We start from the raw sequence: 15,688 nt of genomic DNA on the forward strand, positions 1-15,688 counted from the left end.
TCTTTACAACATACCGACCAGTTGGTATGTAAGCATTCATGACCGCGACTCACTCATCGTCCGACCCGCTTCCGGCCCCTCGCGCACCGCGCGGCAGTGCGCGCGACAAGCTGATCGCCGCCGCACATCAGGAGGTGCGGCGTCAGGGCTATGCCGCGACCACGGTCGACCAGATCTGCGCCGCCGCGGGCGTGACCAAGGGCGCCTTTTTCCATCATTTCGAATCGAAGGAGGCGCTGGCGGTCGCCGCGGCCGAGGCCTGGACCGAACGCGCGCGGCCGATGTTCGACATGCTGCCGCACACGAAGCTGGAGGACCCGCTCGACCGACTGCTCGGCCATATCGATTTCCGTTTCTCGCTGCTGCACGGCCCCGTCGACGGCTTCACCTGCTTCGTCGGGACGATGGTGCAGGATGCCTATGCGACCAGCGAGCCGATCCGGTTGGCGTGCGAGGCGAGCATCGCCGCCTATTGCGAGGCTCTCGCCCCCGACATCGAAGCCGCGATGCAGGCCTATGGCGCGCCTGCGGGGATGAGCGCGCTCGATCTCGCGCGGCATATCCAGTCGGTGCTGCAGGGCGGCTTCGTTCTGGCCAAAACCACCAACGACCCGGCGATTGCCCGGGAAAGTGTCGCGCATCTGACGCGTTATGTCCGCATGCTGTTCGGGCGGACCTGACGAAAAATCCCCCCAGGAAGAGGAGTGCCACCCATGTCCAAGATGATCTTCGTCAACCTGCCGGTTCGCGACCTCGCGAAATCCATGGCCTTCTATGAAGCGCTCGGCTTCACCAACGAACCGCGCTTCACCGACGAGACTGCGGCGGCGATGGTCTGGTCCGACAGCATCTTCGTGATGCTGCTGACGCACGAAAAGTGGCAGAGCTTCACCGATCGCCCGATCCCGCCGACCAGCGCCAGCGAGGTGTCGCTCGCGCTCGCGATGGAGGACCGCGCGGCGGTTGACGCGATGATCGCCGCCGCCGCGGCGCACGGCGGCACCGCCGACATCAACCCGGTGCAGGATCATGGCTTCATGTACGGCCGCGACCTCCTCGACCCCGATGGCCATGTCTGGGGTCCCTTCTGGATGGACCCCGCCGTCGCGAACGGCGAGGCGGCGGTGCCCGAGGTCTCGCAATGAGTTTCCAGGCCTATCTCGACAATGTCGAGGCCAAGACCGGCAAGTCGGCGGAGGCGCTGCGCACGATGGCCGTCGAGCGCGGCCTCGCCGACGCGGGCGGGCTTGCCGCGGGCGTCAAGGCCGGCGCGGTGGTCGATTGGCTGAAGCAGGATTTCGACCTCGGCCATGGCCACGCCATGTCGATCGTCGCGTTCATCAAGGGCAAAAGGGAGTAGGGCCATGGGCGTCAAATCCGATGCGGCGATCGAAATCACCGCTTTCGACTGGGTTCCCGATTTCGCGCAGGGCTTCGTCCGCGACCTGCGTCCGCGCTGGGCGTGCGAGGAAATGGGCGTCGATTATGCCGAGCGGCTGATCAGCGCGGTCAACCGGCCGGCCGATCATTATCGCGACCAGCCGTGGGGGCAGGTGCCGGTGCTGCGCGACGGCAATGTCCGCCTGTTCGAAAGCGGCGCGATCCTGCTCCATCTCGCCGAACAGGACGCCGCGCTGCTGCCGCGCGACCCGCAAGGGCGTGCCACGGTGACGAGCTGGCTCTTCGCCGCCTACAACAGCGTCGAACCGCTGATGTTCGAACTGTCGAACATAGAGATTTTCGCGGCGGGCGAGGAATGGGCGCGGCTGCGCCGTCCCGGCCTCCTCGAATTCCTTCGCACCCGGCTCGGCAAGCTTGCGGAGGCGCTGGGCGACCGGCCGTATCTCGCGGACGACTTCAGCGTCGCCGATATCGCGATGGCGACGGTGCTGCGCGAAGGGATAGAGGCGGGCGTCGTTGCCGAACATCCGCGGCTCGAAACCTATCTCGCGCGCTGCCTCGACCGCCCCGCCTTCGGCCGTGCGCTCGCCGCACAGCTCGCCGCCTTCACCGAGGAGCCGAGCGCCGCATGACCTGATACCCCTGGAAAGAAAAATGGAGAGAGACGATGACCTATGTCGAAGGCTTTGTGCTGGCGGTGCCTGCCAATGCGAAGGACGCCTATCGCGAGCATGCCGCCGATGCGGTGGCGCTGTTCAAGGAATTCGGCGTCCGCCGCCATGTCGAATGCTGGGGCGATGACGTCCCCGTCGGCAAGGTCAACGACTTCCGGACCGCAGTGCAGGCAAAGGAGGGCGAGGAGATCGTCTTTTCCTGGTTCGAATATCCCGATCGCGCGGCGCGCGACGCCGCGACCGAAAAGATGATGAGCGATCCGCGTATGCAGGCGATGGGCGCGGCAATGCCCTTCGACGGCCAGCGGATGATCGGTGCGGGCTTCGCCTCGATCGTCGAGGAAGGGCTGGGCGGCCCGATGGGGTATACCGACGGCTTTGTGGTCGCGGTTCCGACCGCCAATCGCGACGCCTATCGCGCGCTCGCCGAAAAGGCCGCGGTCGTCTTTCTCGACCATGGCGCGACGCGCGTCCTCGAATGCTGGGGCAACGATGTGCCGGACGGCAAGGTCACCGACTATCGCCGCGCGGCCCACGCCGAAGCGGACGAAAATATCGTGTTCAGCTGGATCGAATGGCCCGACAAGGAAACGCGCGTCGCGGGTTGGGACAAGATCATGGCCGACGACCGTATGCGGCACGACCCGGCCGACCAGTGCTTCGACGGCAAGCGCATGATCTACGGCGGCTTCGCGCCGATCCTCGACGCCTGACCTCAGGGCCCTTCCTTCCCCAGATACGAAACGGAGAATGGTGATGACGAACCCCAAGGGCAGCTTCATCTGGTACGAACTGATGACCGGCGATCCCGATGGCGCGGCGCGCTTCTATGGCGCCGTCGTCGGCTGGACGATCGCGGGCGCCGCCGATCCCGCGGCGCCCGGCGGTGTCGATTACCGCATGATCGGGCGCAGCGACGGCGGCAATGCCGGCGGCATGCTGGCGCTCAATGCCGATATGCTCGCGGGCGGCGCGCGGCCGGGCTGGCTCGGCTATCTCTACACGCCCGATGTCGATGCGGCGGTCGCCGCGATCACCGCCGACGGCGGCAGCGTCCATATGCCCGCGACCGACCTGCCCGTCGGTCGCATCGCGATGGTCAGCGATCCGCAGGGCGCGCCCTTCTATGTCATGAACCCGGTGCCGCCGCCGGGCATGGAGGGCATGACGAGCGACGTCTTTTCGGTGACCGAGGCGCAGCATGCCCGCTGGAACGAGCTGTCGACCGACGACCCCGAAGCCGCGATCGCCTTCTACCGCCGCCACTTCGGCTGGGGGCAGGAGGGCGCGATGGATATGGGCGCGATGGGCAGCTACCGCTTCCTGCAACTCGGCGACATCGGCATCGGCGCGGTCATGCCGCGCATGCCGCAGATGCCGGTGTCCGCCTGGACCTATTATATCGGCGTCGACGACATCGACCGCGCGCTGGCCGCCGTTGCCGCCGAGGGCGGGCAACTGCTCAGCGGCCCGCATGAAATCCCCGGGGGCGAATTTTCCGCAACCGGGCTCGACCCGCAGGGCGCCGCCTTCGGCCTCGTCGGCCCGCGCCGCTGAACCGAAAGAAGGGAGAGAGACGATGGAGAATCAAGGGCCGACCGGCGGACTGACCCCGCATATCGCGATCGCCGACAAGCGGGCAAGCGAGGCGATCGAATTTTACAAACAGGCGTTCGGCGCCGTCGAACAGGTGCGGATGCCGGCCGAGGACGGCGTGCGGCTGATGCATGCGCATCTGCATATCAACGGATCGTCGCTGATGATGCACGACGATTTCCCCGAATATTCGGGCCAAGCGATGGCCGCGCCGTCGGGCGTGACGCTGCACCTGCAGGTCGACGATGCCGACCGCTGGTACGACCGCGCGATCGCGGCGGGCGCGACGTCGGTGATGGCACCCGAAAACATGTTCTGGGGCGATCGCTACGCCCAGGTGAAGGACCCGTTCGGCCACCTCTGGTCGATCGGCCATCCGCTGAAGGGAGAAGGATGATGAGCAAGCCCCCCGTGACGCTGTGCCTCTGGTACGACAAGGATGCCGAAGAAGCGGCGCAATTCTACGCCGCGACCTTTCCCGACAGCGCGGTCGGACCGGTTCACCGCGCCCCCGGCGATTTTCCCGGCGGGAAGGAAGGCGATGCGCTGACCGTCGAGTTCACCGTTCTGGGTATCGCGTGCGTCGGGCTGAACGGCGGCCCGATCTTTCCGCACAGCGAGGCCTTTTCCTTTCAGGTATCGACCGAAACGCAGGAAGAAACCGACCGCTATTGGAACGCCATCGTCGGCAATGGCGGCGCCGAAAGCGCGTGCGGATGGTGCAAGGACAAATGGGGCCTCAACTGGCAGATCACCCCGCGGATCCTGATCGAAGCGACGACGAGCAGCGACAAGGGGGTGGCGAAGCGCGCCTTCGATGCGATGATGACGATGAAAAAGATCGACATCGCGGCGATCGAGGCCGCGGTGCGGGGTGACGCCGTTGGCGCGGCGTAGCCCCTTCCTCTTCGCCTGGGCGCTCTGCGGCACGCTCGACATCCTCTATGCTGCGGTGTGGAGCGTGCTCGCGGGCAGCGATCCCGGGCGGATGCTACGCGGCGTCGCCAAGGGCCCCTTTGGCGACGGTGCTGCCGACTGGGGCGCGGCGGGCGCGCTCGCGGGGCTCGCTACCCACTATGCGATCATGGCGGCGATGGTCGGCGTCTGGTTCGCCGCGGCGGCGCGAATCCCCGCGCTGCGCAGGCCGTGGTGGCTCAGCGGCACACTCTATGGCCTCGTCCTCTATCTGGTGATGAACGCGATCGTGCTGCCGCTGCGCTTCGGTGCACCCTTTCCGCCTGCCGATCTCGCCAAGGGCGCGATCGCATTATTTCCGCATATCGCTTTCATCGGCCTGCCGCTTGCGTGGCTGTCGATGCGGCAGGAGAATGACCGATGATCCTCTATGGACACCCCTTTTCCTCCTATACGTGGAAGGCGCAGATCGCCTTTTACGAAAAGGAGGTTGCGCACGAATTCCGCGCGATTGAGACCGAGCCGCCCTTCACCCATTATGACGAACTGCGGGCGCATTGGCCGGTCGGGCAATTTCCGCTGATCGTCGATGACGGGCGCCCGCTGTTCGAGGCGAGCATCATCGCCGAATATCTCGATCAGCGCTCGGACGCCGGCCCGCGGCTGATTCCCGCCGATCCGCAGGCGGCGCTGGAGGTGCGCTTCCTCGACCGGATATTCGACAATCATTTCCAGGCGCGCTTTCAGGCCGCGGTGGCCGAATATCTGCCCTTCATCACCGAAACGCCCGATCTGGCCCGCGTCGCCCGCGCCCGCGATCAGCTCGAACAGGTCTATGGCTGGCTCGAGTTGCGGCTCGGCGATGATGGCTGGGCGACGCCCCATGGTTTCACGCTCGCCGATTGCGCCGCGGCCCCGGCGCTCTTCTATGCCGACTGGGTGCATCCGATCGACCCGGCTCACGCCAAAGTGCGCGCCTACCGCGCCCGCCTGCTCGCGCGGCCGTCGGTGGCGCGCTGCATCGAGGATGCCCGCCCCTATCGCAGCTATTTCCCGCTGGGCGCCCCCGACCGCGACTGAGCCTCCGCGTTCCGAACTGACTGGGGGCGTCCCGATATGCGGTTAACGCCGCGCTGACGGTGGTGCTTTGCCATTTGGGAACCGCGCGCGCGCGAAGGCGGGGCGATGGTTTCGCCTGTCGCCCCCGCCGCGCTTCTCCGGACGCTGCTCGTCGCGTTGTTCGCGGCGCTGCTCGCCTTCGCGCCGGCGCAGGCGCGGGCGCAGCAGCTGGTGACGGTCACGACCACGGTGACGACCATCGTGACATGGATCGACGACGACACCCCCGGCGCCGGGGATGCGGGCGCCGAAGACGCTGACGAATTCGCGGCTGACGACGACACCGCCGCGCTGCTCGACGATGCTGGGGACGACACTGGGGTTGCCGACGAGGCCGATCTGGGCGCGACGCGGCGCTACGCGCCCGGCGCCGGGCTGGCGATGCGCGGCCCGGCGAAGACGCGCTTTGGCCCCTTTGCGGTCGTCGACGGCACGACGGCGCGGATGAGCGGCGATGTCGATGGTGCGACGCCGCGCCAGTTCGCCGCGATGCTCGCGGCCTTTCCGGGCGTGAAGCGGCTCGAGATGATCGACTGCCCCGGCAGCCTCGATGAAGAGGCCAATCTGATTCTCGCCCGCGCGATTCGCCGGGCGGGTCTGGAAACCGTCGTCCCGAGCGGCGGTTCGGTGCGGTCGGGTGCGGTCGAGCTCTGGCTCGCCGGTTCCACCCGCCGCGCCGCTCCCGATGCCGAATTCGGCGTCCACAGCTGGGCCGACGAATATGGGCGCGAGGCAAAGGACTATCCCGCCAGCGATCCCGTCCACGCCGAATATATCGGCCTCTACCGCGAAATGGGCATGGACGACGCGCATGCCCGCGCCTTCTATGCGCTGACCAACGCCACCCCCTTCGATCAGGTGCGCTACCTGACCCGCGACGATATGGCGCGTTTCGTCCCGCTGAACTGAGTATCGCCGTCGCTCCATTGGGAAGGGCCGGTCGCGGTCGCTCTTTATCATATCCATCATCGTCATCCCGGACTTGATCCGGGATGACGAAAAAGGCGTTGGCGCGCCAAGCTGCCTTACCCTTGCAACACGCCTCGACGCTCCCCACATCGCCCGCCATGGCAAAGCGCGGCTTATACCAGCGATTGCGATCGAACGCGCAGGTGCGCAGCGCGCTCTTCTGCCTCGGCGGGCTGCTGATGATCGTCGCGGTGCTGATCGGCCCGCTGCCCGGCCCCGGCTTCATCATCCTGTTTCCGGTCGGACTGATGCTGGTCCTGCAGAACAGCGCCTGGGCGAAACGCCGCTATGTCCGCTTCAAGCGCCGCCATCCGCGCTATGGTGCCTGGACCGACCGCGTCATGCGCCGGGTCAGCGCCGCGCGCCGCCGCGCCCGCGCCGCGATCGAGGCGCTCGATGCGGATTGATCGCGATCGGGCGTCGAGGGCGATTGACTTTCGCCCGACTCTCGCTTATCCGCGCCTCGATCAGCGGCCGCCCTCGCTTGGCGGCCCTTTTTCGTTGCACCGATTGAAGAGAATTTGGGGATACCGCGATGAAGCGCACCTATCAACCGAGCCGCCTCGTGCGCAAGCGCCGTCACGGCTTCCGCGCCCGCAAGGCGACCGTCGGCGGCCGCAAGGTTCTCGCCGCCCGCCGCGCGCGCGGCCGCAAGAAGCTGTCGGCCTAATCGCCGACGCTTCGCCGCCAGCCCAAAAGGAGCTGGGGCTGGTGCGAACGCTTTCCAAACGCAGCGAATTTCTGGCCGCCAACCGCGGCCTTCGCTTTCCCATGCCCGGCTTTGTCCTGCTCGTGCGCCCGCGCGGCGACGGCGACGATGCGCCGGGCATTGGCTTTACCGTCAGCAAGAAGGTCGGCAATGCCGTCACCCGCAACCGGATGAAGCGCCGTTTCCGCGCGCTCGCCCGCGCCGCGCTTGCCGCGCGGGGAATCGCGGGCGCCGACCATGTGATGATCGGGCGGCCGGGCGGCAACGACATCGCCTTTGCCGAACTGGGTGAGCATCTCGATTCGGCGCTGCAGCGCGCGGCAAGGAAGCTGGCGAAATGACCGGCTGTCCTACATTGTTCCGATGGCATAGCGTCCAGACATGACCCCATCCGTTTCACGCCGCAAACCGCGAATCGCGAATGAAGTTGCGCAGTTTTCTGCGGATATGCGCTCCGTGCCCCTTCCCGACCCGGGTCATGGCGCCGCAATTGGTGCAAGCGCGTGTGAAGTTGCGCATTTTTCCGGGCGTTTTCCATGATTGCCCGCTTGCTCATCCTGATCGCCCGTGCCTGGCAATTGGGCCCGTCGCGCATCCTGCCGCCGACGTGCCGCTATGCGCCGTCGTGCAGCGAATATGCGATCATAGCGCTGAAACGCCATGGTGCGATCAAGGGTGGCTGGCTGGCGACAAAGCGGCTATTGCGCTGCCATCCTTGGGGCGGCCACGGCTACGACCCCGTACCTTGATGCGGCATTTCCCCACATTGATCAGAAGAGAGACCGAAGAGCGTGGACGACAAGCGTAACCTGATCGCGGCAATTTTACTGTCGGTGGCGATCCTGCTCGGCTGGAATTTCGTTTCGGAGAAATTCTTTCCCACCCCGGCAAAGCCCGACGTGACCAAGACCGTCGCCGGCGCGCCCGGTGCGACTCCCGCGGCGTCACAAGGCCAGCCCGCCAGTGCGCCCCCATCCGGCACGCCCGCGGTCGCGGCACCGGTCGCCAAGACGACGATTCTGCCGGTCGAGGCTGCGCTCGCCACGGGCAATCGGGTGCCGATCGAAACCCCGTCGCTCGCAGGGTCGATCAACCTTGTGGGCGCGCGGATCGACGACATCACGTTGACCAAATATCGCCAGACGATCGAAAAGAACGCGCCGCCGGTGCGCCTGTTCGCGCCGGGCAACAGCAAGGCCGCCTATTTCGCGAGCGTCGGCTGGTCGGCGCAGGGGATCGAGGTTCCGGGGCCGACGACGCTGTGGACTGCCAGCGGCACGAAGCTGACCCCGGCGACCCCCGTGACGCTCAGCTGGTCGAACGCGACCGGCCAGACCTTCCGCGTCGAATATAGCATCGACGACAAGTATCTGATCACCGCCAAGCAGACGATCGCGAACGCGGGCAGCGCGCCGGTCGCGGCGAGCAGCTTCGCGCTGATCGACCGCCTCGGCAAGCCGACCGACCCGCACGAAAAGGACAGCTGGACGATCCACGTTGGTCCGACCGGCTATCTGGACGGCAAGTCGGTGTTCGACGTCGATTACAAAAATCTCGATGAAGGCGGCGCCTTCAAATATAATTCGGCGGCGTGGCTTGGCTTCACCGACAAATATTGGCTCGCTGCGGTGATCCCGGCGAAGGATGAGCGCGTCACCGCGTCGATCACCGCGCCGGCGACGGACAATTATCAGACGCTGTTCGCGCGCGACTTCAAACAGGTGGCGCCGGGAACGCAGGTGTCGACCACCAGTCGTATCTTCGCCGGCGCGAAGGAAGTCAGCATCCTGTCGCATTATCAGGACCAGCAGGGCATCACGCGCCTGTCGAATGCGATCGACTGGGGCTGGTTCGAATTTTTCGAGGTGCCGATCTTCAAACTGCTCGACTGGCTGTTCCGCCAGATCGGCAATTTCGGCGTCGCGATCATGCTGCTCACCGTCATCATTCGCGGCTTGATGTTCCCGATCGCGCAGCGTCAGTTCCATTCGATGGCGCAGATGCGCCTCGTCCAGCCCAAGATGAAGGCGCTGCAGGAACGTCACAAGGACGACAAGCCGAAGATGCAGCAGGAGCTGATGAAGCTCTACAAGGACGAAAAGATCAATCCGCTCGCGGGCTGTCTGCCGATCGTCATCCAGATTCCGATCTTCTATGCGCTCTACAAGGTGCTGATGCTGACGATCGAAATGCGGCACCAGCCCTTCGCATTGTGGATTCGCGACCTGTCGGCGCCCGATCCGCTGCACTTCCTAAACCTCTTCGGCCTGCTGCCCTTCACGCCGCCGTCGCTGCTCGCGCTCGGGCCGCTCGCGCTGCTCCTGGGCATCACCATGTTCCTGCAGTTCCGCCTCAATCCGCAGGCGACCGATCCGGTGCAGCAACAGGTGTTCAAGATCATGCCGTGGATGTTCATGTTCATCATGGCGCCCTTCGCGGCGGGCCTGCTGCTTTACTGGATCACCAACAACTGCCTGTCGATCGCGCAGCAGCAGTGGATGTATCGCAAATTCCCGCAACTCCGGGCGGCGCCGGTAAAGTGAGCGAGATCGATCCGGCGGCCGAAGATCGCGGCGAACGCGCCCGCAAGCTGTTTGCGGGTCCGATCGCCTTTCTGAAATCGGCGCCCGCACTCCAGCATCTGCCCGCGCCGAGCGTCCCGGAGATCGCCTTTGCCGGCCGCTCGAACGTCGGCAAATCGTCGCTGCTCAACGCGTTGACCAATCGCAACGGGCTTGCTCGCACCTCGGTCACGCCGGGGCGCACGCAGGAGCTCAACTATTTCGACGTCGGCAATCCGCTGGTGTTCCGCCTTGTCGACATGCCGGGCTATGGCTTTGCGAAGGCGCCCAAGGATGTCGTCAAGAAATGGCGTTTTCTGGTCAACGACTATCTGCGCGGGCGCCAGGTGCTCAAGCGGACGCTGGTGCTGATCGACAGCCGGCACGGCTTCAAGGATGTCGACCGCGAGGTGCTCGAAATGCTCGACACCGCCGCGGTCAGTTACCGCGTCGTGCTGACCAAGGCCGACAAGATCAAGGCGAGCGAACTCGCCGCGGTCCACGCCGCCACCGAGGCCGAGGCCCGCAAGCATCCCGCCGCGCACCCCGAGGTGATCGTGACGAGCAGCGAAAAGGGCATGGGCATCGCCGAGCTGCGCACCGCGGTGCTGGAGGCGGTGGAGAGTTGACGAAATGTCTCCCCTCCCGCAAGCGGGATGGGAATATGGAGACCGCATGAAACTCTTCATCGGGAACAAGGCCTATTCGAGCTGGAGCCTGCGCGGCTGGCTCGCCACCCGCCACAGCGGTCTGCCGTTCGAGGAAGTCACGGTTCCGCTCTATGACGAGGACTGGAATCGCCGCCGCGAGGGCGATGAATTCGCGCCGTCGGGCGGCAAGGTGCCGATCCTGTGGGACGGCAGCGATATCGTCGTCTGGGACAGTCTGGCGATCATCGACTATCTCAACGAAAAAACGGGCGGCGCCCGCGGCTATTGGCCCGCCGACATGGCGGCGCGCGCAATGGCGCGGTCGATGGCGGCCGAAATGCACGCCAGCTTCTCGGCGCTACGCCGCCACCACAGCATGAATATCCGCCGCATCTATCCCGCCGCGGAGCTGTTGCCCGAGGTGCAGGCCGACGTCGTCCGCATCCTCCAGATCTGGGCCGAGGCGCGCGCGCGGTTCGGGGGCGAGGGTGATTATCTGTTCGGCGACTGGTCGGCCGCCGACATGATGTTCGCGCCGGTCGTGACGCGCTTTATCACCTATTCGATCCCGTTGCCGCGCTTTGCCCTGCCTTACTGCCAGGCGGTCGTCAGCCATCCGCATATGCAGGAATGGATCGGCGGCGCGCAGGCCGAAGACTGGGTCATCGAGCAGTTCGAAGGCGCGCAGCAGGACTGACGCACCGACCCGGCAGTGCGCTCAGAAACTCTGCTCGTCGTAGATTTTCGACAGGTCGTGATGCCAGGCACCCTCGTACCGGTCGAGCAGGTCGTGGGCGGGCGATTTGCCGCTCTTGGCGATCCGCCGCAACGGTTCGAGGAAGCCGACCTCGTTATCGCCCATCGAATTGACCTCGCCCCGCGCCGCCAGGCCCGCGGCCGCGATATCGAGGACGCGGTGCGCAAGTTCGCCGAGCGTCCCGCCGTCGGGCGCCGGCGCGTCGAGGCCCTCGCTGGGCACCGCATCGCGCAGCGCCTGCTGTTCTTCGATGCTCCAGCCCTTGACCAGATCCCATGCGGCATCGAGCGCGCCCTGATCGTAGAGCAGCCCGACCCAGAGTGCCGGCAACGCGCAGATGCGGTTCCACGGGCCGCCGTCGGCGCCGCGCATTTCGAGAAAGCTCTTCAACCGCACTTCAGGGAAGGCGGTCGACAGATGGTCGTTCCAGTCGGAAAGCCGCGGCAGTTCGCCCGGCAGGACCGACAGCTCACCCTTCGTGAAATCGCGAAAGCTGAGGCCCGCGGCGTCGATATATTGGCCGTCGCGGAAGACGAAATACATCGGAACGTCGAGCATGTAGTCGACATAGCGTTCATAACCGAAGCCATGCTCGAACACGAACGGCAGCATGCCCGTGCGCGCCGGATCGGTGTCGGTCCAGATATGGCTCCGGTACGACATGAAGCCATTGGGGCGGCCCTCGGTAAAGGGCGAGGAAGCAAAGAGAGCGGTCGCGAGCGGCTGAAGCGCCAGGCTCACCCGGAACTTCTGCACCATGTCGGCCTCGCTCGCATAGTCGAGGTTGGTCTGGATGGTGCAGGTGCGCAGCATCATGTCGAGCCCCATGCTGCCGACGCGCGGCATATGGTTCAGCATGATCTTGTAGCGGCCCTTGGGCATGACCGGCAGTTCGGCGCGCGTCTTGTCGGGCCACATGCCGACGCCGAGGAAGCCGAGGCCGAGCTCGGCGCCGACTTCCTTGACCTGCTTCAGGTGGCGGCCGGTTTCGGCGCAGGTCTGATGCAGATTTTCGAGCGGCGCGCCCGACAGTTCAAGCTGGCCCGCGGGTTCCAGGCTGACGGTGCCGTCGCTACCCGCGAGCGCGATGACATGACCGCCCTCGATCACCGGCTCCCAGCCGAAGCGCGTGAGCGCCATCAGAAGGTCGCGGATACCTCCGGGTTCGTCGTAGCTCGGCGCCCGGTGATCGCTGGTGCGATAGACGAATTTCTCGTGCTCGGTGCCGATCCGCCACCGCTCCTTGGGCTTTTCGCCCTTGATCATGGGGGCCGCGAGCTGGTCGCGGCTTTCGATGATGGGATCGTTTTGATCTGAAACCTGCCGCGTGCTCATGGCAGCGCATGTAAGCGGCCTCGCGGCATCTTGGAAGGGGTCAGTTGACGGTTACGTCGAAGACCGTTGCAAAGGCGCTGCCGGGGCCAAGTGCCGCGGTCGAGGCCGACACCGTTGTCCCGGCGATCGCGGCGCCGAACGGGTCGCTTTCGTCGGCCCCCGTGGCATTGTCGTCTTCCCCGGTCGTCGCGCCGGCACAGCTGGTGCCGCTGCGCAGCGAACCGGGAACGAAGCTGGTCGTCGCGGGCAGCGGGTCGGCGACGTAGATCGCCGTCGCGGTCGCGCTGCCGCCGTTGGTCACCAGCAGGCAATAGCGCATGGTGGCACCGGGAATCGCCTTGGGATTGGTCGTGCCGTTGACCGGATCGCTGACGATGCTGCTCGTCTTCGCGATCAGCAGATTGGCGACCGGACGGCAGAAATTGATGTCGTGAATCGCCATGCCCTGCTGCCCCGGATTCGCCGGGGCAAGGCTGTGGCTGCCATATTCGATGGTGATGGTGTCGACCGGCGCGGCAAAGGTGACGACGACATTGCCGTTGGCGCTGCCGTCGGCGGAGGTGGCGTCGCCATAGGCGCTGTTGCCGACGACATAATTGGCGACGCCGTTGGTCAGCGTTGGATAGACGATGGTGCCGTTGAAGCTGCCGGTAACGGTCACGCGGTCGGCGAACTGGCCCGAGGCATAATCGATGTCGAACAGCGTGAATTGGGCGCCCGGCACTGCGGTCGGCAGACTGATCGTCGATGAGACGACGCCCGCCTGACTTGTGAAGTCGACGATCTCGAAGATCGAATATTGCGCAGGCGACAGGCCGCCGGTGACGACATTCTGCCGCGTCGGCGACTGGCCGCCATAGGTGGCGTTGCTCAGAAAGCTGCCGCCGCTGATCGCGATGTTGACGTTCATCGTGCCGATGGCGGTCAGCGCATAGCTGCCGCTCGTCGTGCCGGCGGACCAGCTCACGCTGTCCCAATCGTGCAGCGTCGATCCGGCCGGGCAGATCAGCACCGGCGGCACGCCCGCGACGCGGCTGCCCGAGACGGTGAAACTGGCCGCGGCATAATCATCTTCGCCGGTCGCGCCATTGCCCGGCGTCGAATCGAGGTCGGGTGCCGAAGATGCCGTGATTTCGGCGCTGTTGAGGATCGTCGCGCCCGATGTCGCGTTGACCGTGCCGCTGATCGTCAGCGTGCGGGTCGCACCCGGCGGGACGCTGCCGACCGTCCAGACGCCGGTCGTACTGTTATAGCTGCCGAATCCGGTCGCGCTCGTGAAGCTGAAGCCGGCCGGCAGCGTGTCGAGCACGGTGACGCCGGTCGCGGTCGCCGGCGATCCGCTCGCATTGGTGACGGCCAGCGTGTAGCTGATGCTCGATCCCGTCGCCGGGGCGGCGTTGCTGACGCTCTTGGTCAGCGACAGATCGGCATAGTTGGCGGGCAGACTGGTCAGATACAGGTCGGCGCGGACGAAATTGCCGTTGTCCGCCTGCGGATATTGATCGCAAATCTCGAGCCGCCATGTGCCTTGCGCATTTTCGCCGTTGAACGCCGACAGCGGCGAATTGGGGCTGAAGTCGTTTTGATAGGGCGGCGCGCTAGTCGAATGGGTTACGCTATTTCCGTCGGTGTTGACCGTCTGCGCGCCGCCGTCGTTCAGCCGCACGTTGAAATTGTCACCCGAAATATTGTTGGTGTCGCCATTCACAAGCTGGACCCGCGTGCCCGCCGGCGACTGCAATGTGATCCTGAGGTCGCCGCGCCACGTATGGGTTGCGAGGACGCCAAGATCGACGTCGCCGACGATATAGCTGGTCGATACCGTGAAATTGCGGACGAGCGGCGATGAACAGGGGGTGCCGTTGCTGATCGCGCCGCCGGTCGTGTTGCTGTATGTCGTGGTGGTCTGCGCACGGGCAGCGGGTGCAACGACGAGCGCCATCGCCAGCCACAGGAGCATGGTCCATGCCCTGATTGGCAGCGTCCGCTGGCCCCCACGCCAGCGTCCTCGGCTTTGGTCCCGCCGTTGCATGGCGACCCTCTGCCTGCAACATCCCTAATTTGGAGTTAATAACTGCCAGTTTGGCAGCATTCTTGTTTCAATATGAAACAGCTTCTAACCGCCGCGCCAGTCGCCATGCTGCGCCATCCATAGCGCCGTTGCTGCAATCGCGGCCGTTTCGGCCCGCAGGATACGCGGTCCCAGCGCGATACGCTTCACCGAATTATGGTCGATCAGCATCGCGCGTTCGCGGTCGGTGAAACCGCCTTCTGGGCCGGTCAGAATGGCAGCGGGGGCGGGCGCGGCGACTGCAGCGAGCGGAGCCCCGCCGGCTTCGTCGGCGAAGAGTAGCGCGCGACCGACCGGCCAGTCTTTCAACAGCTGGGGGAGTTTGACCGGATCGGCGAGGTCGGGGAGCGCGGTCCGGCCGCATTGTTCGCAGGCCTCGACAATCTGTGCGGCGAGCCGCTCCTGCTTCACGCGCTCGACGATCGTGCGTTCGGTGATGACGGGCTGGAGCCGCGCGACGCCGAGTTCGGTTGCCTTTTCGATGATCCAGTCGAGCCGCGCCTTTTTCACCGGGGCAAAACAGAGCCAGAGGTCGGGCACGCGTTCGATCGGGCGCATCTGGTGTTCGATGCGGATCGAAAGCGCCCGCCTCGACGCTTCGGCGACCGCGCCGAGCCACTCGCCGCTGCGATTGTCGAACAGCAGCAGCGGATCGCCCGGCTTCGCGCGCATGACGTTTAGCAGATAATGCGCCGCCGGTCCGTCGAGCGCCACCATCGCGCCGGCGGCAAGCGGCGTGTCGGTATAGAGTCGGGGCGTGCTGGCGGGCGGCCAGGCAGGTGTCGCGGGCATGGCTGGGCGATAGCAGAGGCACAATCTTCGCGCATCTTTTGCTTTGCGCGGGCTCGATTGTTCCGTTTCGGGCCAGAATCCCCGAAAAACTGCCATTCCCGGTCAGGCCGATTAGCGATTTGGTAAGCAGTTTCCTCCT

Annotated in this window: 21 protein-coding genes and 1 pseudogene; 19 read left to right on the forward strand and 3 right to left on the reverse strand. The window is 65.6% G+C overall.

Annotated features, from left to right (window positions below):
• The first annotated feature begins 38 nt into the window (after positions 1-38).
• From ATE59_RS01560 to ATE59_RS01645, 19 genes and pseudogenes are all read left to right on the forward strand, one after another.
• Positions 39-680 carry a TetR/AcrR family transcriptional regulator gene (locus ATE59_RS01560; protein WP_058810994.1) on the forward strand — a complete coding sequence of 214 codons (642 nt, stop codon included), beginning with the start codon at positions 39-41 and terminating at the stop codon, positions 678-680.
• Between the two features lie 33 nt (positions 681-713).
• A complete protein-coding gene (locus ATE59_RS01565) occupies positions 714-1,145 on the forward strand; it encodes a VOC family protein (RefSeq protein ID WP_058810995.1) in 432 nt (143 codons plus the stop codon).
• Entirely contained in the window at positions 1,142-1,360 is a 219-nt protein-coding gene (locus ATE59_RS01570; RefSeq protein WP_058810996.1) for a DUF4287 domain-containing protein, read from the forward strand. The genes ATE59_RS01565 and ATE59_RS01570 overlap by 4 nt, the downstream gene beginning before the upstream one ends.
• Positions 1,361-1,364: 4 nt before the next feature.
• Positions 1,365-2,033, forward strand: coding sequence for a glutathione S-transferase family protein (locus ATE59_RS01575; protein ID WP_058810997.1), 669 nt, complete (start codon positions 1,365-1,367; stop codon positions 2,031-2,033).
• A 35-nt stretch (positions 2,034-2,068) separates the two neighbouring features.
• Positions 2,069-2,365: pseudogene (locus ATE59_RS18140) on the forward strand (DUF1428 domain-containing protein); the annotation flags it as partial.
• A gap of 69 nt (positions 2,366-2,434) precedes the next feature.
• On the forward strand, positions 2,435-2,788 hold the full coding sequence (locus ATE59_RS18145; protein ID WP_231292920.1) for a DUF1428 domain-containing protein: 354 nt from the start codon (positions 2,435-2,437) through the stop codon (positions 2,786-2,788).
• A gap of 43 nt (positions 2,789-2,831) precedes the next feature.
• On the forward strand, positions 2,832-3,632 hold the full coding sequence (locus tag ATE59_RS01585) for a VOC family protein (protein ID WP_058811276.1): 801 nt from the start codon (positions 2,832-2,834) through the stop codon (positions 3,630-3,632).
• A gap of 22 nt (positions 3,633-3,654) precedes the next feature.
• Positions 3,655-4,068 (forward strand): VOC family protein, encoded by a 414-nt coding sequence (locus tag ATE59_RS01590; RefSeq protein ID WP_058810998.1) that lies wholly within the window; start codon positions 3,655-3,657, stop codon positions 4,066-4,068.
• Positions 4,065-4,568 (forward strand): VOC family protein, encoded by a 504-nt coding sequence (locus tag ATE59_RS01595; RefSeq protein WP_058810999.1) that lies wholly within the window; start codon positions 4,065-4,067, stop codon positions 4,566-4,568. Before ATE59_RS01590 ends, ATE59_RS01595 begins: the two co-directional genes overlap by 4 nt.
• On the forward strand, positions 4,546-5,010 hold the full coding sequence (locus tag ATE59_RS01600) for a hypothetical protein (RefSeq protein ID WP_058811000.1): 465 nt from the start codon (positions 4,546-4,548) through the stop codon (positions 5,008-5,010). Before ATE59_RS01595 ends, ATE59_RS01600 begins: the two co-directional genes overlap by 23 nt.
• Positions 5,007-5,666, forward strand: coding sequence for a glutathione S-transferase family protein (locus tag ATE59_RS01605; protein ID WP_058811001.1), 660 nt, complete (start codon positions 5,007-5,009; stop codon positions 5,664-5,666). Before ATE59_RS01600 ends, ATE59_RS01605 begins: the two co-directional genes overlap by 4 nt.
• Before the next feature lie 105 nt (positions 5,667-5,771).
• On the forward strand, positions 5,772-6,614 hold the full coding sequence (locus ATE59_RS01610) for a hypothetical protein (RefSeq protein ID WP_058811002.1): 843 nt from the start codon (positions 5,772-5,774) through the stop codon (positions 6,612-6,614).
• A 158-nt stretch (positions 6,615-6,772) separates the two neighbouring features.
• Positions 6,773-7,081, forward strand: a complete 309-nt coding sequence (locus ATE59_RS01615) for a PGPGW domain-containing protein (RefSeq protein ID WP_058811003.1) — start codon at positions 6,773-6,775, stop codon at positions 7,079-7,081.
• Positions 7,082-7,209: 128 nt separating this feature from the next.
• Positions 7,210-7,344 carry a 50S ribosomal protein L34 gene (gene rpmH / locus ATE59_RS01620; protein WP_003046693.1) on the forward strand — a complete coding sequence of 45 codons (135 nt, stop codon included), beginning with the start codon at positions 7,210-7,212 and terminating at the stop codon, positions 7,342-7,344.
• Between the two features lie 41 nt (positions 7,345-7,385).
• The gene (rnpA, locus tag ATE59_RS01625) at positions 7,386-7,724 is read left to right on the forward strand and encodes a ribonuclease P protein component (RefSeq protein WP_058811004.1); all 339 of its coding nucleotides are present in this window, start codon (positions 7,386-7,388) and stop codon (positions 7,722-7,724) included.
• A gap of 195 nt (positions 7,725-7,919) precedes the next feature.
• The gene (gene yidD / locus ATE59_RS01630; protein ID WP_003046687.1) at positions 7,920-8,132 is read left to right on the forward strand and encodes a membrane protein insertion efficiency factor YidD; all 213 of its coding nucleotides are present in this window, start codon (positions 7,920-7,922) and stop codon (positions 8,130-8,132) included.
• A gap of 42 nt (positions 8,133-8,174) precedes the next feature.
• Complete coding sequence (gene yidC, locus ATE59_RS01635; protein ID WP_058811005.1) at positions 8,175-9,926, forward strand: membrane protein insertase YidC; 1,752 nt, start codon at positions 8,175-8,177, stop codon at positions 9,924-9,926.
• Positions 9,923-10,573, forward strand: a complete 651-nt coding sequence (gene yihA, locus ATE59_RS01640; protein ID WP_003046680.1) for a ribosome biogenesis GTP-binding protein YihA/YsxC — start codon at positions 9,923-9,925, stop codon at positions 10,571-10,573. The genes yidC and yihA overlap by 4 nt, the downstream gene beginning before the upstream one ends.
• Positions 10,574-10,619: 46 nt before the next feature.
• Positions 10,620-11,291, forward strand: a complete 672-nt coding sequence (locus tag ATE59_RS01645) for a glutathione S-transferase family protein (protein ID WP_058811006.1) — start codon at positions 10,620-10,622, stop codon at positions 11,289-11,291.
• Positions 11,292-11,312: 21 nt separating this feature from the next.
• On the opposite strand, the gene ATE59_RS01650 is transcribed toward ATE59_RS01645, so the two are convergent.
• From ATE59_RS01650 to ATE59_RS01660, 3 genes are all read right to left on the reverse strand, one after another.
• On the reverse strand, positions 11,313-12,686 hold the full coding sequence (locus ATE59_RS01650) for a glutamate--cysteine ligase (RefSeq protein WP_058811007.1): 1,374 nt from the start codon (positions 12,684-12,686) through the stop codon (positions 11,313-11,315).
• Positions 12,687-12,726: 40 nt separating this feature from the next.
• The gene (locus ATE59_RS01655; RefSeq protein ID WP_058811008.1) at positions 12,727-14,646 is read right to left on the reverse strand and encodes a proprotein convertase P-domain-containing protein; all 1,920 of its coding nucleotides are present in this window, start codon (positions 14,644-14,646) and stop codon (positions 12,727-12,729) included.
• 156 nt (positions 14,647-14,802) lie between these two features.
• Entirely contained in the window at positions 14,803-15,549 is a 747-nt protein-coding gene (locus ATE59_RS01660; protein ID WP_058811009.1) for a 16S rRNA (uracil(1498)-N(3))-methyltransferase, read from the reverse strand.
• Positions 15,550-15,688: the final 139 nt, after the last annotated feature.

The sequence above is a fragment of the Sphingopyxis sp. A083 genome (assembly GCF_001468495.1).
GTDB classification, from domain to species: domain Bacteria; phylum Pseudomonadota; class Alphaproteobacteria; order Sphingomonadales; family Sphingomonadaceae; genus Sphingopyxis; species Sphingopyxis terrae.